General features: G+C 48.1%; 18 protein-coding genes. 10 read left to right on the top strand and 8 right to left on the bottom strand.

What is annotated here, in order from left to right:
• Positions 1 to 3: 3 nt before the first annotated feature.
• The 4 genes from OEY58_00705 (at position 4) to OEY58_00690 (ending at position 4,997) form a co-directional block, all read left to right on the top strand.
• Positions 4 to 3,465: a DUF6531 domain-containing protein gene (locus OEY58_00705; GenBank protein ID MDH5323961.1), complete on the top strand. Its 3,462-nt coding sequence runs from the start codon at positions 4 to 6 to the stop codon at positions 3,463 to 3,465.
• 199 nt (positions 3,466 to 3,664) lie between these two features.
• Positions 3,665 to 4,123, top strand: a complete 459-nt coding sequence (locus OEY58_00700) for a hypothetical protein (GenBank protein MDH5323960.1) — start codon at positions 3,665 to 3,667, stop codon at positions 4,121 to 4,123.
• Positions 4,123 to 4,476 (top strand): hypothetical protein, encoded by a 354-nt coding sequence (locus OEY58_00695; GenBank protein ID MDH5323959.1) that lies wholly within the window; start codon positions 4,123 to 4,125, stop codon positions 4,474 to 4,476. Before OEY58_00700 ends, OEY58_00695 begins: the two co-directional genes overlap by 1 nt.
• A gap of 113 nt (positions 4,477 to 4,589) precedes the next feature.
• Entirely contained in the window at positions 4,590 to 4,997 is a 408-nt protein-coding gene (locus OEY58_00690; protein ID MDH5323958.1) for a GFA family protein, read from the top strand.
• Between the two features lie 11 nt (positions 4,998 to 5,008).
• On the opposite strand, the gene OEY58_00685 is transcribed toward OEY58_00690, so the two are convergent.
• The gene (locus OEY58_00685) at positions 5,009 to 6,619 is read right to left on the bottom strand and encodes a hypothetical protein (protein ID MDH5323957.1); all 1,611 of its coding nucleotides are present in this window, start codon (positions 6,617 to 6,619) and stop codon (positions 5,009 to 5,011) included.
• Positions 6,620 to 7,101: 482 nt separating this feature from the next.
• Here OEY58_00685 and OEY58_00680 point away from each other — a divergent pair, with 482 nt between their 5' ends.
• The 6 genes from OEY58_00680 (at position 7,102) to OEY58_00655 (ending at position 11,904) form a co-directional block, all read left to right on the top strand.
• Positions 7,102 to 9,231: a cytochrome C peroxidase gene (locus OEY58_00680; GenBank protein ID MDH5323956.1), complete on the top strand. Its 2,130-nt coding sequence runs from the start codon at positions 7,102 to 7,104 to the stop codon at positions 9,229 to 9,231.
• 65 nt (positions 9,232 to 9,296) lie between these two features.
• The gene (locus OEY58_00675) at positions 9,297 to 9,575 is read left to right on the top strand and encodes a hypothetical protein (protein MDH5323955.1); all 279 of its coding nucleotides are present in this window, start codon (positions 9,297 to 9,299) and stop codon (positions 9,573 to 9,575) included.
• 170 nt (positions 9,576 to 9,745) lie between these two features.
• Positions 9,746 to 10,276, top strand: coding sequence for a GNAT family N-acetyltransferase (locus OEY58_00670; protein ID MDH5323954.1), 531 nt, complete (start codon positions 9,746 to 9,748; stop codon positions 10,274 to 10,276).
• Positions 10,277 to 10,366: 90 nt separating this feature from the next.
• Complete coding sequence (locus tag OEY58_00665) at positions 10,367 to 10,969, top strand: TetR/AcrR family transcriptional regulator (protein ID MDH5323953.1); 603 nt, start codon at positions 10,367 to 10,369, stop codon at positions 10,967 to 10,969.
• A 26-nt stretch (positions 10,970 to 10,995) separates the two neighbouring features.
• Positions 10,996 to 11,283: a YciI family protein gene (locus tag OEY58_00660; protein MDH5323952.1), complete on the top strand. Its 288-nt coding sequence runs from the start codon at positions 10,996 to 10,998 to the stop codon at positions 11,281 to 11,283.
• Between the two features lie 12 nt (positions 11,284 to 11,295).
• On the top strand, positions 11,296 to 11,904 hold the full coding sequence (locus tag OEY58_00655; protein ID MDH5323951.1) for a DNA-3-methyladenine glycosylase I: 609 nt from the start codon (positions 11,296 to 11,298) through the stop codon (positions 11,902 to 11,904).
• Between the two features lie 270 nt (positions 11,905 to 12,174).
• Here OEY58_00655 and fnr read toward each other — a convergent pair whose 3' ends face one another.
• From fnr to OEY58_00620, 7 genes are all read right to left on the bottom strand, one after another.
• On the bottom strand, positions 12,175 to 12,966 hold the full coding sequence (gene fnr / locus OEY58_00650) for a fumarate/nitrate reduction transcriptional regulator Fnr (protein ID MDH5323950.1): 792 nt from the start codon (positions 12,964 to 12,966) through the stop codon (positions 12,175 to 12,177).
• 128 nt (positions 12,967 to 13,094) lie between these two features.
• Positions 13,095 to 13,790 (bottom strand): urea ABC transporter ATP-binding subunit UrtE, encoded by a 696-nt coding sequence (urtE, locus tag OEY58_00645; GenBank protein MDH5323949.1) that lies wholly within the window; start codon positions 13,788 to 13,790, stop codon positions 13,095 to 13,097.
• Positions 13,791 to 13,806: 16 nt separating this feature from the next.
• A complete protein-coding gene (gene urtD / locus OEY58_00640) occupies positions 13,807 to 14,685 on the bottom strand; it encodes an urea ABC transporter ATP-binding protein UrtD (protein ID MDH5323948.1) in 879 nt (292 codons plus the stop codon).
• Positions 14,682 to 15,851 carry an urea ABC transporter permease subunit UrtC gene (urtC, locus tag OEY58_00635; protein MDH5323947.1) on the bottom strand — a complete coding sequence of 390 codons (1,170 nt, stop codon included), beginning with the start codon at positions 15,849 to 15,851 and terminating at the stop codon, positions 14,682 to 14,684. The genes urtD and urtC overlap by 4 nt, the downstream gene beginning before the upstream one ends.
• 2 nt (positions 15,852 to 15,853) lie before the next feature.
• Positions 15,854 to 17,566: an urea ABC transporter permease subunit UrtB gene (urtB, locus tag OEY58_00630; protein ID MDH5323946.1), complete on the bottom strand. Its 1,713-nt coding sequence runs from the start codon at positions 17,564 to 17,566 to the stop codon at positions 15,854 to 15,856.
• A 156-nt stretch (positions 17,567 to 17,722) separates the two neighbouring features.
• On the bottom strand, positions 17,723 to 19,000 hold the full coding sequence (gene urtA / locus OEY58_00625; protein ID MDH5323945.1) for an urea ABC transporter substrate-binding protein: 1,278 nt from the start codon (positions 18,998 to 19,000) through the stop codon (positions 17,723 to 17,725).
• A gap of 137 nt (positions 19,001 to 19,137) precedes the next feature.
• The gene (locus OEY58_00620) at positions 19,138 to 19,815 is read right to left on the bottom strand and encodes a TorF family putative porin (GenBank protein ID MDH5323944.1); all 678 of its coding nucleotides are present in this window, start codon (positions 19,813 to 19,815) and stop codon (positions 19,138 to 19,140) included.
• Positions 19,816 to 19,965 lie beyond the last annotated feature (150 nt).

Genomic DNA, 19,965 nt, shown 5'->3' with positions numbered 1-19,965 from the left:
AGTATGGAACAGTTACCGGATTCCAAAAAAAAGCTTATGACGCAAGACCAAGAGGTCCTGCCGGACTATGTTTCCCGCTTACTCAATAAGCCGGCGGAAGCCGCTGCTGATTATTTTTCGGATTCGGCCCAAAAAGTCTTAGACCGGCCGCAGCAAAAATTCTTATTAACTTCATCGGCACCAGCCCAGCTGCGCAACGGCTTTGTTGCCTTAGCCAATCATCGCACCGTGACTCGCGGTTGTCCCATCAGCGTGGTCAGTGGGGAAGAATTGTTGACGCAGTCGGATTTTCAACTGCCCGGGCCTCTCGCCTTAAACTGGCAGCGGACTTACCGTAGCAGTAATGATCGTGATGTGGGTTTGGGAGTGGGATGGAGCAGTCCCTGGTTCGCTTATCTTATAGAAGAACAAGATCGCGTCATCTTCCATAGTGGGGAAGGGCGAGAAATAACGTTTACGCGGCCGCAAAACGGTTCCGGATGCCGACACACTTTGGAGTCTTTAACTCTTTATCATGAAGGCACGGAATATCGACTGGTGAATGAAGCCGGAGAATCCAGTCGATTCGCCGGTGCAAAAAAACGCAAGCGTTTGGAGCAAGTTTCCAATGGAAACGGTTTTTATATCCGCTTGAACTACAGTGATACGAATAGACTCAGTAGCATCAAAGACAGCGTTGGTCGGCGCTTGCGTCTGGAATACAATATTAACGGTCATTTGCGCTTAGTTCATCTGGTAAATGCTGAAGGTGAAACGCAAGGTCAGCCATTGGTGCAATATCGCTATAGCAATCAATCCGATTTGGTAATGGTGATTGATGCAGCCGGAAACAATCAAGAGTATAAATATCAGGATCACTTGCTGGTCCAACGTACCACGAAAGATGGTTTCAATTATTATTTCGAGTGGGATGAATACAGCATTCACGGTAAGTGCGTACGCAACTGGGGTGATCGCAATATCTATGCTTACGAGTTTACCTATGATGTGGAGCAATGTGTCAGTCGTTGCACAGACGGGAGAGGCTACACCACAGAGTATCATTACAACGAACTGGGGTTGGTGACCAAAGAAATATCGCCTCTGGGCGCGACGACCAGCTGGGAATATGATGATTGCGCCCGCCTATTGTCCGAGACTGACCCGGAAGGCGCGGTGAGTCGTTATGAGTATGACGACCAGGGTAGATTGGTGTGTGAAGTAGATGCCTTGGGGCATATCACCCGTTATGAATACGATGACAATGGTTTGTTGCTTTGCACCACAACGCCGGATGGCTGCCATTGGCGTCGCGAATACGATTTACAGTCCAATCTCATCGCTGAAATTGGTCCTGACGGTAATGCGACCCGTTACCGCTATGACAATAGCGGTAATATTCTGTCTGTTATTGATGCCCGCGGTAATGAAACCACTTACGAATGGAATAAACGTTCTGAGCTGGCATGTCAGTATGATCCGCAGGGGCGTTGTACAGAATATACTTATGATGAATTAGGTCGTGTGATTCGAGTGGTGCAGGACAAAAACCGCGCTACCCAATACAAATACGATGCGGCCGGGAATGTGGTTTTTATTATCCAGCCGGATGGCAGTAATTGTCAGATGTTGTATACCGCAGAAGGGTATCTGACCCATTATATAGACCCTTTGGGGCGCACTACCCGGTTTCGTTATGACGGCCTGAGCCAGCCGGCGGAACGAATTGACCCCAATGGCTTGCGTTTACGCTACATCTACGACCCGGAACGCAATCTTATCGCACTGCTCAACCAGAATAATGACCGCTATGAATTGCGTTACGATGCCGATCAACGCTTGGTGATGGAAATCGGCTTTGACGGTCGTGTACAAAAGTATCAATACAACAAAGCCGGTTACCCGCTTAGCCATACTGATGGCAGTTACCGTTATATTGAATTTGATCGGGACGCACTGGGGAGATTGTTGCGAATGGAATCGTCCAGTGGAAGCTGGACCGAAGTGGACTATGATGTGATGGGGCGGATTTGCCGTGCACTGAACAACGATAGTGAAGTGCGTATTAGCTATGATGCTTATGGCCGCATCCGCGATGAAATGCAAAATGGTCGGCGCATACAGTATCGGTACGACACCGTTGGAAATAGGACTCACATGGTGTTGCCTGACGGTCAAGTGATTTATTTTGTCTATGATGCGGCGGGTCACTATACCTGCGCCAGTTATATGAGCCGGCTCGGCGCCTACAAGGCGAAAACCATCGCCAAAGTGGTACGCAACGGCTTAGGCAAGGAAACCAAACGTCAGGTGGGTAAAAATTCCAGCGCCTGGTTTGCTTATGATCCCATGGGGCGTCTGGTGCGCCAAAAACTATCGGTGGATTACCAGCCTCTGTATTTGCGAGCCTATCGTTACAACAAAGCCGGTAATCTCACCCGGCTGGACGACTCGCAGCGAGGGACCACGCAATATCGTTATGACGCTCAAGACCGACTTCGCTTGGTGATGGGCTTCGCCATGCAGCAGTTTTTCTTCGATCCGGCAGGCAATATAGTGGATAAGCCGGGGGAGGAAACCGATGCAATGGTTCCGGTGGTTTCCGGGCGCTCCACGCCCGTCAAAGGGTATCAGGTTCGGACGCTGGGTGGCTCACGTTTTGATTACGATGATGTGGGTAACTTGATACAACAACACGGTGAACAAAGCGCACGTTACTCTTATAACGATCAAAACCTTATGTCGAAAGCAGTGGTGCAGGACCAGGTATTCGAATATTTTTACGATGCTTTTGGTCGCCGTATAAAGAAAAAGGACGCCTTCGGTGAAACCGAATATCTGTGGGACGGTGATGTATTGCTGGCTGAACAGAGAAACCGATTTAATGTTACGTATGTACACGAGCCCGGTACCTTTATTCCCTTATGCCAGATTCGCGACAAACGCATTTATTACTACCACAACGACCACATGGGAACCCCACAGCTCATGACCGACAAGAATGGCGTGGTGGTATGGGATGCCTTATATCGGGTTCAAGGCGGTATTGCCAAATATAAGAATGACTTTGTTGATAACCCCATCCGCTTTCAAGGTCAGTACATGGATTCGGAAACCGGATTGCATTATAACCGCAATCGATACTATCATCCTGAGTTAGGGCGCTTTACCAACCAGGATCCGGTTGGTTTGCTCGGTGGCGAAAACAGCTACCAATATGCTCCCAATCCCCTGCGTTGGGTGGATCCTCTGGGACTTTCCTGCCGAGATGTGACAGAGCCCCTTCCTTTCGTTTACAACATACCCCGGCCCGACGGGCAATCCGCCGTACCCCTTCCAAACCCTGTCAAACCAGCAGCGGTGTTTCGCGGTGGTTCTGACAAAAACACCATGTTTCAAATATGGCGTTGGTCCTTAAAGCAAGCCCTGGGTAAACCTTATGCCCATTTCTACAGAATCAGAGCTTGGTTGAGACAAATAAACTGAAGAAACCCTGATTGTCTCCTGAGGGAGGTGCGGGGCGGTAAAATCGTTTCGGACGTGAGTTCGATTATTTGTTCCAGACAGTGTTAATGTTTTTGGAGGAGCGTCAAGACGTTTTGTTTATGCAGAGAGAGGGGAAATCCCTCAGCTCACGGAAGGCTTATTTAAGCAAAATTCTTCAGGTCCTAGAAGTCTAGAAGATATGCTTAACTTTGTTGATGATAGAGGGGCGTTTAGAGGTAACCTAGTAGAATACAGAGTTATCTCTGGAAATTCCGTTGAGCTAGAATTTGGTGGTGGGGTTAAACTTCGATACCAAGTGGTTGAAGACTCAGTTTTTGACAAACATTTTGGTAATAAATTTGCTAGCTACAGTCCAGGTCGACAGTTTAGAGAGGATTTTAGAGCGGGTTGGAATGATTATTACCCAAATGGGGATGTGCCAATCGTAAGGCTTAGGGAAAGCCTCCTTTCCAGTGATAGAGCAAGTACTGCTATTTTCCATCATGAATACTTTGAGCTCCAAGGGCTAAATAGCAAATTGTCTAGAGAACTGCTTACGCCAACGCAGGTAAATAGTTATATCGATGACTTGCACGTTGGCGCGGTAAATTCAGCGGATCGATTAATTGGCCGAATGATAATAAGTGAGGGAATGTGATGCGCTTATCTGACTCAGCTAAAAAACTAGAGCATGAATGGAAGGAATACGATCTCCCAGATTTCTGTATTGAGAAGTTTGTATTTGAAAACCTCATAGATTTGGATATTTGCGAGTACGATTTACCCACCTTGTTATCCTCTCAAGCAATTCAGGTAGTTATAAAATTGGGCATTGAAATTATTAATGCTGATAGTAGAGGGCTTAAAATGGTAAGGATTGGGCATGATAAAAGTGAAGTGGTGCCTTCTTGTGCCGATTATGAAACTCTTTTTGCGCGTTGGGCATCTGCAGGGTGGATAACTGTAAAAAAGGTAAACGGTTTAGATATTTCGGTTGAGTTGAATATTTAGGTGTTCCAAACACGAGAACATAAAGAGGAAGAGGTGAATAGAATATACCCAAGTTTTGTCAACACCCTATTGTGCCGATGGGGTTAATCGGTTAAGTTGATGGATCTATGAATATGTCTCTATTAACGGGTTCTTGTGCTTGCGGTGCGGTAAATTATCAGTCCGGTTCAGATGTGTTGAATGTGGTGAACTGTCACTGCAAAGTGTGTAAAAGCCACAGCGGCGCAGCGTTTACAACCTATGTAGTCACCAAGCTGAATGGCTTGGAAATCACTCAGGGTCAGGAATTGATCAGGCATTATTGCGTGGATTCCGCCAATAAGCATTTTTGCGGTACTTGTGGAACGCCTTTATACAATACTAATGACCACTATCCCGGTTTATGCATGATCTATCTGGGGACGCTGGTTGCTCGACAGGAAATATCGCCCCAAGTGAATTTTTGGTGCGAGAGTCAGTTTGCCTGGGTCAATGAGCTCGCCGAGTTACTCAGTTTGCCTCAAGGTATTAGCGGCAAATAGTCGTTTCCGGTCTATACCGACGATGCTACGTGTTTGGCAGCAGTGACTTTGTTATCCATTTTATCGAGCTCATCACTCCACTTGATTACATCTTTGGTGAAATAACCAAATCGTCGCGCATTGGGGTCTTGTGATGATACCAGATCCAGTATGGTGAAATAGCGCAACACTCCTCGGCGGCGATAGCCGTTCTTTTTGCGAGCCACTATGCGGTCACGCCAGGTGCCGAAATTGATGTAAGTGAAATTGGTGACGGAGTCTTTGAGCCGGAGTTCCTCTTGTAAAGGTTTATGGGTGTGGCCTTCGCCATGAATCTGCAAATTCAAATGACGATTTTGCGGCAGAAACGGTGGGAAGGTTACTAAATCAGAAAACGGTACGCCTTCTTTGGCGTGATGACTGAAAAAATTTAACACCTTTAATACTCCGGTAATCACTTTAAGATGCAGGTTTCTGCCGAAGAGTTTCATTACAGCCATAACTGGCCGTGCTATGTGTAATATGAACCACAGTTTCTTTGAGGCACTTTGGTAAGTGAAATCCCAACTGAGCCATTGGTTGATGCAGTAAATCAGCGTGGTTTCGATGATTTCGGCAGGCTCATGCTTGGCTTGTTGCCGCAGTAAACGGGTTTCCTGCAAAATACGTTGAGGGGCCAGGTAAGAGGGGCGGTATAGGTCCAGCTCATCCAGCATGCGAGTCAACCGCGGAGTGGCGCAAGCGGCCTCTTGTAACTGTTTTTTACAGGACATAATAAAGCTGGATAACACACCGGCAGCGACGGTATCACCGAAACAAGGTTCCAGGAAAGGCGAATAGCCTAACTTTTCCCAAATATCCGGTCGCCAACCGTCGCCGGCGGACCAGCCCGGTGTGCCGGTGTTGGCTTTGACGGCGAAAGAGTTTTCGCTGTCACGCCATTGCCCGTGCGTGGTAAAGAAGCGAAAGCCTGCGTCGCCGTAATAGAAACGGAAATAGGGTACTGTGTTTTTATCCAAAAACTTTGCTTCATCGCCGTACATACGGCCTATGATTTTGCGTTCGCGTTCGGAAAAGTCTGCAGGTGTTTTTCCCAATGCGTGCTCATAAAAGAACGCCAAACTTTGATCGACAGCCAGTAGTTCTTTGTCGTGGTTACCTAACAGTATTAGTGTTTCACAATGATTAAGATTGGGGCAATGCTGCTTGAAGCGCGTTTCCATGTTACGCAGTAAACTGAAAAAATAGGCGTGGGTTTGGACGATATTGCGAATAATCTGATCCACGGTTTGCGCAAATTCCGGACGTTTTCTTTCCCAGGGGTACACGCCGTTTTCGTACCAGGCACCACTGCGGATCAAGTCGACCACGTCTCCATCAAGTATTAATATGAGTTCATGGGCGTCATATTTTTGACAATCTTCCAGCAGCTCGGTAAAAAATTCTTTCCAAGCATCATCGGGCAGGTTCTGAATGCCCACACTACCATCGGTGAGGTGGATATCGCTGAGGGTTACACAGAGGCGATTACCTCGATCATGCTCCAGAGGTTCAATAATTAGGTCGTTTGCTCCAACTTGTTTCTCGATGGTATTAAGGGAAAGGGGTAAGGCTTTGCTAAGTGTTTTAGCAAGCTCAAACATTGCCTGGTCCTCCATAGACGCGATTGCGATAGTTTTTTGTTGCGAGCTGTATTGTGGCTCCGCTCCCGTGAGTATTGCAATAGCTTAGCATAGTCTTTGATTGTTTATCTTCTCTCTGTTTGGGAAATGGTTCCCAATAATCCAGTGACATACCGGGTTAAGAAATACTAAACAAAGTAACAAAACATATAAGTAGCCAGATCTGCTGTTTACTTGTGAATCACAGCTTAGTCGAGGTGTTGCTAGACTTTAGTAGTACTTAGATTTCTCTTAAGTATGGTTTTGTTCAAACCGTAACACATTTAAGTATTTATTGGTTGCGTAACTTAAATCTCCTATTGTAGATTCGGACTGCGAGTTGTACTTAATCTAAACCGAAATTCTAAGGCTTTGGATTAAAAGAATTAACCCGTTAAAGGATTCTTATGCGGGTACCACTAATAAAATGAGCACAACTTAGAAAAACTTAAGGAGTACGATACGTGAAAATACTTAAAAAAGGCGGTGTGACTTTGGCGACAGCGGTCACTATGATAATGGCAAACGCCAATGTGTTTGCCATTGACACTCCGGCGGAGGCCAGAGCGTTTGGGTTGGATTCTCTGGCCACGGTTGCCGTACCTGAACCAACCAATTTGGGGGATTTTGTTGTCGATAAAAACGCAGCGATTGCTTTGGGCAAGGCGTTGTTTTGGGATATGCAGGTGGGCAGTGACGGTCAGGCCTGCGCCAGCTGCCACTTTCATGCCGGTGCTGATCGTCGCGCCAAGAATCAGGTGAACCCCGGTTTAACTCGTGTGGTGGATCCGACTCGTGCGCCTAACCCTGATTTTGCGTTTGAGGTGAAAGGCCCTAACGGTACGTTGACTCCGGCGGACTTCCCCACGCATCGTTTGGAAAACCCCTTGGATAGAAACTCTGCCATATTGTTTACCACAAATGATACGGTATCCTCGCAGGGTACATTCGCGGGGCAATTTGGCGAAGTATTAACCGGGCGACGGGATTCACCCAGCGATGTGTGCGGGCCGGCGGATGCGACCCTATTCCACTCCGGTGGTATTGCCACGCGTAAAGTGGAGCCGCGTAACACGCCTACCACCATTAATGCCGTGTTCAATCATCGAAACTTCTGGGATGGTCGTGCCAATAATATATTTAATGGTTTAAACCCCTTGGGTCTTCGCGGCAATCTGCCATCGCTTGCCGATCCAAATCCCGGCGTGTTAGTCACCAACGCAGATGGTACCGTATCCACTGTAGCGGTGGAGATTGACAACGCCAGTTTGGCATCACAAGCGGTCGGTCCGCCATTATCCGATTTTGAAATGAGTTGCGCGGGCCGACTGTTTGCTGATTTAGGTAAAAAAATGGTCAACCGTACCCCCTTACGTTTTCAGCGGGTGCATCGTCGTGACAGCGTTCTGGGCGGGTTACGTGCCAGGCGTGGGCCGGGTCTGCGGGTAAGCTATTCCGGTTTGATTCGTCAGGCGTTTCAACCTCAGTACTGGCGTTCATACAGAAGCGGTTTAATGTTTACCGCTGATGGTGAGCCGGTCACCAGTGCGACTCCTGCCGGTACACCCACATATAACCAAATGGAAGTGAACTTCTCCTTGTTCTGGGGGCTGGCTATCCAAATGTATGAGGCCACACTGGTCTCGGATCGTTCTCCCTTTGATGTGTGGATGGAAGCCAATGCCACGACTTTCGTTCCCGTTCCCGGTTTTGGTGAGCAGGAACGCGCCGGACTGGATGTGTTTGTGGGGCCCGGTCTGTGCATCAACTGTCACATTGGGCCTGAGTTTACGGCGGCAACGCTACGTGCGGAAGTGGTTCCCGGTGTACCACCGGCGCCCGCCGGTATCGCCATTGAACGGATGGCTATGCGGGACATCCTCAATGCAGTAGATCCGGCGAATCCCACGGCGGCCGAACTGGCTGCAGCGGCAGCAGTATATGATATTGGTTTCTATAATATCGGTGTTACGCCCACATTAAACGATTTGGGAATTGGGGCCGATCTGGCCGGGTTCCCCATTTCGTTTTCTCGCCAGGTGGTCACGGGAAATCAGATTGATGTAATCAATTTTGATCCTGCTTTGTTTGAAGTGCCGGGTCCCATTGTGCCGGGTGAGCGCGTAGATGTGGACGGTGCGTTTAAGGTGCCTACCATTCGTAATGCAGAGCTCACCGGACCATATTTCCACAATGGGGGTTATGCGGATTTGGCTTCGTTGGTTGAATTTTACAACCGGGGTGGCAATGCCAGAGACTTGCCTTGCACCGGTGTGGGTAATATTAACGGAGTCGGCGACACCAGTGGTTTCGATGACGTGTGCACCAATTTACCGCCGGATATCAACCCGCTGGGTTTAAGTCCGCAACAGCAGGCCGACTTGGTGGCGTTTATTAAGGCTACCACCGATCCTCGCGTTCGTGTTGACGCAGCGCCGTTTGATCATCCGGAGTTGGTGGTTCCCAATGGGCACCCTGGGGATGAGTTTAACACCACGGATGATGGTACCGGTAAAGCGGTGGACGACGTGATCGTTATCCCGGCAGTGGGTTCACAAGGTGGTGCAGATATTGGCACTTTCCTGGGTCAGTAAATCAGCTGTTGAGTTGTATCCAAGCCGTGCCGGAATATCCGGCGCGGCTTTTTTGTTTCTGGAGGATGTGTTGCAGGCGCGAGAACCAAGCCATCAGCGATGCAAAACTGGATGTCTTACAAAAGTTCACGGTCCAACTTGCCCGCAGCGGTTGCGAAGTTAGTAATAATGAACTGCACCGGTTTCTCAACGCGGGCTACACTCGACGACATGTGCTGGATATTATCATGATGATGCCCAATAAACTCATTGCAGTGTTTGCCAACCGAGTGATGGGCACCGACTTGGATGCGGCGCTTCAAGATGCGAAATGGAGTAATGCTGCTTTAGCTGAAGCGGTTTGATGCATTACTCGTTCCGCCTTTAAGTGAAACCAATACGCTGGACCCTCTTGCGTAACGGGTAAGGGGGTTCAGTTTAAGGTTAGCTACTACCTAGGGTCGTGCTGATTGGTTATGATCCCGCAGTGGAACTTCAGAGTCTGATTCTTAAGTGAGCGGAGAGTGAGCCGGGCATGGAAAAAATGAATTTCAAAGAACTGTTGATCGAAAGTGATCGTTTGGTTTTGGAGCCTGTGTCTCACAGCTATGCGCAAGTCATATTCCAGGAATTTACCGATGAGATTACACGCTATATGTTTCCGGCAACACCGGGCTGTATATATGATGTGGAGATTTTTATCGAATCCAGCCTACACAACATGGAGGCAAAATCGGAAGTCACGTTTGTGATTTTAGAAAAATTCCAACGCGAGTTTCTGGGTGTGTGCGGTTTGCATGGCCTGTGTTCTCCTGATGCGCCGGCACTCGGAATTTGGCTGAAAAAAAGCGCACATGGCCACCGCTATGGGCGCGAAGCCATACAACGCTTGGTACGGTGGGGCAAAGACCAGTTGGCTATAAAAGACATGGTCTACCCCTGTGATAGAGACAATATTGCCAGTCGGAAGATCGCCGAGTCTTTGGATGGTGTTGTGTTTAGAGAATCTCAAATACAAAGCCTGTCCGGTCGAGTTCTGAACGAATTGGTTTACAAAATTTCCTGATCCGCCCCCTTTCCGCAGGCATTGACAAAATAGGACGATTGTCCTAATCTCAGAGTTTAAATAGGATGGTTGTCCTAATTGGGGTGCGTTGTGGAGCGGGAACAAATTACGCGGGATACAAGTACGCGGGACAAAATCGTAAAAGCTGCGGATCGTTTGTTTTATGAAAAAGGGTTTGAAAAAACCTCTTTTGCGGATATCGCAGAAACCGTAAATATATCCCGTGGTAACTTCTATTACCATTTCAAATCAAAAGATGACATTCTGGATGCGGTAATAACACAACGCTTGGCCAATACCCGTCAGATGCTTAAAGAATGGGAGATCGCTGGTGCTACGCCTGAGGAACGCATCGGCAGCTTTATCAAGATATTGATTGTCAATAAAGGCAAAATTCAGAATTATGGGTGCCCGGTTGGTAGTCTGTGTGCTGAGTTGGCAAAACTGAGTCACGCTGCACTTGATGATGCCACTGAACTTTATACTTTGTTTCGGGTTTGGTTGCGGCGTCAGTTTGGTTTGTTGGGTCTGAAAAAAGACTCGGATAGGTTGGCAATGCATTTGTTAGCGCGCAGTCAGGGGGTGGCTACACTGGCCAACGCACTGCATGATGAGACATTCATTCGTCGAGAAGTCAATGAAATGATAGATTGGCTGCGAAACATCATCGCAGGAACTAAAACGCAGATATGAGAGAAATAGCAATAAGGAGATAAATTGTGTATGTGGTGTTACTAAAGTTTGCTCAAAATAGAGATGAGGCAGGCCGGTTTATGGAAGCACATAATCAATGGTTGCAGCGCGGTTTTGACGATGGTGTTTTTGTTTTGGCGGGGAGTTTGCAAGTCGGCTTAGGTGGTGCTTTGATCGCCTGCAATACGACTCCAGAAGAGCTCCGAGCTCGGGTTAATGAGGACCCGTTTGTAGCCAATGATGTTGTTAGTGTGGAAATATTGGAAATTTCACCATCAAAAGTGGATTCCAAATTACAGTTTCTGCTTGCCTAGCGGGGTAGGGTAATGAACGATACAGTAAAAGGGCCGGACGGTAAACCGCGATGCCGCTGGTGCGAAGCGGCGCCGGAGTTTTTTCACTACCATGATACCGAGTGGGGCTTTCCGGTTAAAGATGATTTTCGTTTATTTGAAAAAATCTGCCTGGAAGGGTTTCAGTCCGGGCTGAGTTGGCGAACCATACTGGCTAAGCGGGAGAACTTCCGCCAGGCGTTCCATCATTTTGATTTTAACAAAGTCGCTCGTTTTACTTTGCGCGATGTAGAGTGTTTGCTGCAGAACGAGGGGATTGTGCGCCATCGCGGTAAGATCGAAGCGGTCATTAATAATGCCAAGTGCGCTCGCGAATTGGTTAAAAGCGATGGCTCTTTTGCGGCATACATTTGGCGCTTTGAGCCGGACCCCAAAACCCTGGGAAAACCTCAAAGTGCGTCCACTTCCGACGCGTCAATCCGACTTTCCAAAGATCTGAAAAAACGCGGTTGGAAATTTGTAGGGCCAACAACCGTGTATGCGTTTATGCAAGCGATGGGTTTGATCAACGATCATGTGCCGAAATGCGATGTCAGATTAAAAGTGGAAGAGGCGCGCAGCACATTCAAGCCCCCTAAATGATCGAAACAACCGCGGGGCCTGAAAGGCCCCGCGTAGTTTTTGCTCTCTGCCTACTCAAGTGCTGTGACTTCTGGCTTCCTATATACTACAGGCTTCGAGCATGGGGTGCTTGGAAAGCATCCCGGGGGGGGATCCGCAGTTTTAAGCGCAGTATCAAGAGATATCTATGCTTCTCCCGTTAACTTTCCTCTTGCTAAAACTATAGCTATCTATAGCCTGGCGTTTTTGATCTGAATCAACCCGCAGTGAGCCTCCGGCCATGGTGAGCCATCAGCCATAGTGAGCTGCAGCAATTTTGTTGTTGTCTTCTGCAAGGGCTCGGTGAAGTCCTGCCACTTGACGCAGTCTATCGAGATCCTGGATACGGATTTGCTTGCCTTTGGCATCGATCAGCTGGTCGTTGTGAAAACGGGAAAATACTCGCGACACGGTTTCTACGGCCAAACCCAAATAATTGCCAATGTCACTACGCGGCATGCCCAGTATAAAACTGAACGCCGAATAACCTCGTTGCGCAAATCGCTCAGAAATATTGCAAAGCAGAGCGGCGACACGGGATTCTGCTGTGGTTCGGCCCAGAATGGTGATCAACCACTGCTCGTTGAGGATTTCACGACTTAAGATATTAATGAAACGACGGTAAAGATGTGGTGTTTCTTCGCACAGTTGTTCCAGCTTCGTAAAAGGAATTTCACAAACCGAGCTGGTTTGTAACACTTTAGCGGAACAAGAATAGTAACCGCTTTCTATTGCGTCCAGGCCGATTATATCCCCAGGAAGATAGAAGCCGCTGATTTGTTCTTCGCCTGAATCGGAAATACGATAGGTCTTGATGCATCCGGAACGTACCGCATAAATGGAGCGAAATTTTTCACCGCTATGAAACCAGTGACTGCCGCGTTTTTTTGGCTCGCGCTGTTGGATAACGCTATTGAGTTGCTCGAGCTCGTCGTCGCTGATGCCTTTGGGTAAGCACAGGTTGGCCAAGGCGCACATTTTACAAGCAATTTTTTCCTGAGACAGGTAATGGGAATTGCTATCCCGGTTCACTACAACTTCCACAACGTCACCACGCAAAAATACTAAACAAAATCAACGCGATAGAATCACTGCATTGATGTGGTGTATTATAAACAGCGGACATGAATACAGGATGAATAGTCCACTGAAACTTTTGAAGTGAATCTTGCCTAGACGGTTAAATGCTTTTGGATCAACTCTTTGGAAAGGTCATCCATGTCGCCTTTGGCAACCATACGGCCTTTGTCTAAGATGTTGAAATACTGGCCAACGCGTCGGGCAAAGGGAAGCTTTTGTTCTACGAGTAAAACAGTCAAGTTTTCCTCTTGATTAAGACGGCTGATGACATCGCCGATTTGCTGCACAATATTAGGTTGTATGCCTTCGCAGGGTTCATCCAATATGAGCAGGGACGGTTGTAGGGTCAAGGCGCGGCCAATGGCCAATTGTTGTTGTTGGCCTCCGGATAGATCCCCGCCACGACGTTGCAACATTTCTTTAAGTACGGGAAACAGTTCGAAAATGCGTTCCGGTATGCGACGCGCTTTGTCGGTTCGCGCGCTAAGCGCAACTTGCAGGTTTTCCTCTACCGTGAGTTGTGAGAATATGTCCCGTCCCTGGGGCACGTAGCCAATTCCTAATTTAGCCCGTGCTTCCGTTGAAAGCTTCGACAGGTCCGAGTTGTTAAACCGGATGCTGCCCGATTGTGATGCAACCAATCCCATGATCGTTTTCAGCAAGGTGGTTTTACCCATGCCGTTACGCCCCATAAGGCAGGTACAGGAACCTTGTTTTATCTCCAGGTCGATGTCCCATAGTGTATGACTTTCGCCGTAGTATTGGTTTAACGTGTTTATTTGTAACATAGGGATTCCGTATTGTTTAGCTGCCTAGATACACTTCTCGGACTTTGGCATCGTTTTGAATCTCATCCATACTGCCTTCTGCCAAAACGCTGCCTTCGTGTAGCACTGTCACTGTACGGGCAATGGAGCGCACAAAATCCATATCGTGTTCTACCACAACCACCGAATGTTTCCCGGCTAAGTTAGTTAATAATTCCGCCGTTTTGTCAATTTCCTGGTGGGTCATACCGGCTACCGGTTCGTCCACTAATAACACCCGTGGGTTTTGCATGAGCAACATACCGATCTCCAACCATTGAGTCTGGCCGTGGGAGAGCAATGCGGCCGGGGTAAACCGTTGTGAAGTCAGGCCGATCCATTCCAGTCCCTCGTCAATACGATCTTTTTGCTCTCCACTGAGTGAAGCGCCTAAACAATGCCAGACGTTTTTGTTGGTGGCTAAAGCCAATTCCAGATTTTCATATACCGTGTGCTGAGGGAATACGGTGGGTTTTTGAAACTTACGCCCAATACCGGCTGCAGCAATTTCGTATTCGTTCATACGCAGCAGGTTCATGGTCTGTCCAAAGTACACCAGGCCGGAATCGGGTCGTGTTTTACCGGTGATGATGTCCATCATGGTGGTTTTACCGGCGCCATTGGGTCCGATAATGCAACGCAGTTCACCGTCGTTAATATACAAAGTCAGATCGTTGATGGCTTTGAAACCGTCAAAGCTTACGTTGACTTTTTCCAGGTACAATATAGGTCCGTGGGCCACATCCACTTTACCGGGTGTCACCGGGCGGCGACCTTGCGCTGCGTATTCGCGCTCGGCGATAAAATCAAACACCCGGTCCCGTCGCATCACTTCCCGCACAGTATCCAGGCGGCTTTGTATTGCGTGAAGGTTCATGTTCCGGTCTCCTGTCGAGCGGTTGTGTAGTTTGTGGCAGGCTTTTTGTGACGTTTATCCTTTAGTTGCTTGACCAGTCCCACCAAGCCATTGGGTAGGTAAATAGTCACAACCACAAACAGAGCGCCGAGTGCGTAAAGCCAAACTTCCGGTAATGCTGCAGTAAAATAGGTTTTGGCATAGTTGACGACAAAGGCGCCCAAAACCGCACCGTATAAAGTACCACGGCCGCCTACCGCAACCCACACGACTAACTCAATAGAGTTCAAAGGCGAAAACTCGCCGGGGTTAATAATACCAACCTGGGGTACATACAGGGCACCGGCAATGCCGGCCAGTACGGCTGAAAAGACAAATATCCACAATTTATAGCTTTCTGTTTTATAGCCAATAAATCGGGCCCTGTCTTCCGCATCGCGTATGGCAACCACCACCCGGCCGGTTTTGGAATTGATAACTCGGCGACAGGCCCAATAGGCAACAATCAGCAGCAAGGCGGAGACCACAAACAAGCCGATGCGGGTGGCGTCATCCTGTAAACTGAATCCCAGGATGTCTTTGAAATCGGTTAAACCGTTATTGCCGCCAAAACCCATTTCGTTGCGAAAGAAGGCCAGCATAAGTGCATAAGTTAAGGCTTGTGTCATGATAGACAAGTACACCCCGGTGACTCGGGAGCGAAAGGCCAACCATCCAAAACCAAAAGCCAGCAGCCCCGGAATCACCATGACCATTATGGCTGCGAACCAAAACATATCGAAACCGTACCAGTACCAAGGCAGTTCCTGCCAGTTGAGGAATACCATAAAGTCCGGTAATTCCGCGTGACCATAGACGCCCCGATCACCAATCTGACGCATCATATACATGCCCATGGCGTAGCCGCCCAAGGCAAAAAAAGCGCCATGTCCCAAACTCAATATGCCGCAATAACCCCAGACCAGATCCAAGGCAAGGGCCAATAGGGCAAAGCTCAAGTATTTACCCAATAACGTCACCGTGTATGTGGAAACATGGAAAGCCGAATTTTCCGGCACTGCCAGGTTCAACAAGGGGACAAACACAGCCAGTAACAGCATTATGGCTATGAGTATGTTGCCGCCTTTATCGTGAAGCAACAGGTTCAGTAAGAGGCCGTGCCGCGCATTGTTTGGATTTGTTGTCATGTTTAGTGTTCCGCTGCCCGGCCTTTTTGTGGAAACAGACCTTTAGGACGTTTTTGGATAAAGAGAATGATAAAAACTAATACCAGAATTTTTGCCAGAACTGCACCCGAATAGGGTTCCAGAAACTTGTTCACGACACCGAGTGATAGAGCTCCCACGAGGGTTCCCCAAAGATTTCCCACTCCGCCGAAAACCACCACCATAAAGGAATCGATGATATAGGCTTGTCCCATATTGGGGCCCACATTGGTAAGTTGGCTTAGAGCCACTCCTGCCACCCCGGCGATACCGGCTCCCAAGCCAAAGGTCAGGGCATCCACCCAGTCGGAACGCACACCCAGCGCTTTGGCCATATTTCGATTTTGAGAAACGGCGCGTACTTGCAGTCCCAATGCGGTTTTCTTCAGAACCAATATCAGTCCGGCAAACACCAGGAGGCTGAACACAATGATATAGAGCCTATTGAAGGTTAGAGATAGAGCAGAATTGATTTCCCATACGCCACTCATCCAACTGGGACTTTCCACCGAACGATTCAACGGGGAATAGATAGAGCGCACCAGTTGCTGCAAAATCAAACTAATGCCAAAGGTAGCCAAAAGAGTTTCCAATGGGCGTCCGTACAAATGGCGAATGACGCTGCGTTCTATGGCAATACCAAATAGGCCGGAAACTATAAATGCCGCCGGAATAGACAGTATCAGCGCCAGGCCAATGTAGTTGGGTAAGAGTTGTTGTATAGTGTAAGTGGTATAGGCTCCCAGCATAATCAACTCGCCATGGGCCATGTTGATGACGCCCATAACCCCGAAAGTAATGGCTAAACCGATGGCAGCAAGTAATAAAACGGAGCCCAAGCTTAGGCCAAAGAAAACCGTTTCCACCAGCTTATAGCTATCCATGCGGGTATTGATGCGATTTAGGGCGGAGCGAGCCGCACTGACAACTTCTTTACTGGGTTCCACAAATGTACCATCACTGTTTTTTTCCAAAAACCGTTTCAGGCGGCTTTGGGCAACGGTTTCCAAGCTTTCACCCAAGGTGTTAATTGATTTAATCATGATTGTGGGGTCATCACTGTCGGATTCGATGAGCGCCAATGCCGTTTCCAGCAGACTCTTAACTACGGCATCTTTTTCCTTTATCAACGCCCGACGCAATGGAGGTTCATCATCGCTGGAGATACCTTTAAGGATTTGCTTTACAGCCTGATAGCGGACTTCCGCATCCGAATCGTTGAGCTGTTTGCCGGCGATAATGGTGCGCAGCAGTTTGCGCAAGGAGTTATTAGTGGGGATTTTTTTAATGTCCGTTTTTGGGTATAAGCCCAGATTTTTGTTGTCCAGGGCCTGATACAGAGTAAACCGCTGTTTGTCCGATTCCGCTTTGGCAATGACAACCGTGCCGTCGGATTTTAGATAGTACAAATCGCCATCCAGAAACGTTTGTAAAATGGGTAAGACGCGAGGAGAGTCAATGTTTTCCAGCTGCCGAATGGCGTTCTTTTTGGTTTTGAAACTTTTGTCACTCAATTGCGGAATCAATTGTTCCAGCGTAGTTGCGTTTTGTGCTTCGCTTGGGTTCGATGGGGAAATGTCGGTAGCCAGTGCCCCAGTCGGGATGAACGCGGTAATTGTAAGTGCCAGGGCGAATAAATGGCGTAACCTTTTTGTCGGTAATTGTATACGTAACTGTATCGGTAACTGAGTGTTCACCGTTTCCCCCAATAAGTGATCCATGTGTGCTGGAGCGTAATGGTCGTTGCTATAGATAGCGCTGGTTATTTGTGTTTGTTGCCGTTGCTCTGTCGTTTTTAGTATTGGCGCAGGGCATCATGTGCACCTGCGCCGGTATTACTTTTTTCGCAGCGATTAGAATTTTTGACCGCTGCATGTTTTTGACTTGGTGTTGTAATTGCCGCACTTAATAGGTGCTGTCCAGTCGGAAATTATATCTTTGCTGCCAGGCAAAAAATCCGACCAGGCATCACCGGGGACAGTGGAGTCTGTGTTCCATACCACTTGAAACTGGCCGTTTTCCTGGATTTCACCGATGAGCACCGGCTTGGTCAGGTGATGGTTGGCCAGCATCTTGGCTTTACCGCCTGTGAGATTAGGAACTTCAATGCCAATCATGGCTTGCTCTACCTTATCCACATTGGTGGTTTTGGCTTTTTCTACAGCTTTGACCCACATATTAAAACCGATATAGGTGGCCTCCATAGGATCATTTGTTACGCGCTTTTTATTTTTGATGAAATTTTTCCATTTCTTCACAAAAGCGCTGTTGCTGCCGTCTTCCACGCTTTGGAAATAGTTCCACGCCGCCAGATGGCCCACCAGCGGTTTGGTGTCAATGCCGGAAAGTTCTTCTTCGCCAACAGAGAAGGCAACGACGGGAATATCTTCAGCTGAGATGCCCTGGTTACCCAGTTCTTTATAGAAGGGCACATTAGCATCACCGTTGATGGTGGACACAACGGCTGTTTTTTTGCCGGCGGTTCCAAATTTTTTAATGTCGGATACAATGCTTTGCCAATCAGAATGACCAAAGGGGGTATAGTTGATCAAAATGTCCGATTCTTTTACGCCTTTGGCTTTTAAATAAGCTTCGAGGATTTTATTAGTGGTTCGAGGATAAACATAGTCCGTACCCGCCAGAACCCAGCGTTTGGCGCCGATTTCGTTCATCAAATAATCCACTGCCGGAATGGCTTGCTGGTTAGGAGCGGCGCCGGTGTAGAAAACGTTTTTGGAAGACTCCTCGCCTTCATACTGTACCGGGTAGAATAGCAGGCCATTAAGTTCTTCAATGACGGGTAAAACGGATTTACGTGAAACTGAGGTCCAGCAACCGAAAATCACATCCACTTTATGTTTTTGAATCAGCTCTCGGGTTTTTTCCGCAAACAAGGGCCAGTTGGAGGCGGGGTCTACCACCACAGCTTCCAGCTTTTTCCCTAATAAGCCACCCTTCTTGTTTTGTTCATCAATCATCATGAGCACCGTGTCTTTCAAGGTGGTTTCACTGATGGCCATGGTTCCGGACAAGGAATGCAGAACTCCCACTTTAATGGTTTTTCCGGCAAACGCTTCGCCCACACTGAATAACAGTACTGCCAGCATCAATAGTGACAATTTTAGTTTCATTGGTTTATGCCTCCGTAACGAGATGCAACTTTTAAGTTAGGATGTTGCTAAGCCTCGTCCGTGTGTGTGTTTAAAAAATCCGGCAAGTAAAAACTTGCCGGTTCACTATGGAGAGGTGTTGCTCTGGTTAAAAATAGTTACAGTTTGAAGTCCCAGCCGTAAGCGACTTGGAACAGCGGGTCTTCTTCGACGGCAGCGGGATCGTTTTTGTCCAGATCGGAAAACGCTTTACTGACAGTAAAAGACAGTGCATCCGTCGCTGCATAGCTCAAAGTTAAGTGAGAGTATTCGTCCTGAGTACCGGCAATAGAGCCTTGATCCAGTGACCACATTCCATAAGTTAACGTGTATTTGTCGAAACTGCCGCCTAGGGTGAAGTAGGTGTAGTCATCAATATCGCTGTCGACATTGATGTACAGACCAACGGAAACAGGGCCATAGCCCACCGTGCCCACAACCTCAGCCGCGTCGGTTTCACTTAGGCTGCCGCCTTCCTCAGGGTAGAGATAGTTCCAGTAGGAAACGTCATAGGATACTTCTCCCGCTTTGCCGCTGTAACCGATATACAGATCTGTTTCGTGCCCACCGGTTTCGCTGGATGTCCACATGCCGCCATAAAATCCATTGCTGGCGTATTGGAGTGTTCCATGGACTTGAGCGCCATCGGGACTGACGTTTTGTCCACGCCATAAATACATGCTGGCTATCCCCAGCTTGGCAGTGGCTTCCGCTTGTGCCAGTTGTGGTGCTACGGTTCCGGATAAGGCCAGTGAGACAGCGGCGCAGACTGGTGCTAACTTACGTACTACTTTCATTTGGTTCTCCCCTACTTAAGTTATGAATATGGAACAAGCTCATATTTCTACGCTTTGCTGCTTGCCATGTGCCGTTGTGCTTTTATAAACAACTTGCCATGGTGCAAGAGATAGATTTTGTCTTGTTCTTTGTTTATACAGAGCATGGGG

It is taken from the genome of Gammaproteobacteria bacterium (assembly GCA_029882975.1).
GTDB lineage: Bacteria > Pseudomonadota > Gammaproteobacteria > SZUA-152 > SZUA-152 > JAJDNG01.
Note: the sequence above shows the minus strand (reverse complement) of the source record. Positions and strands in the feature narration are given on the sequence as shown.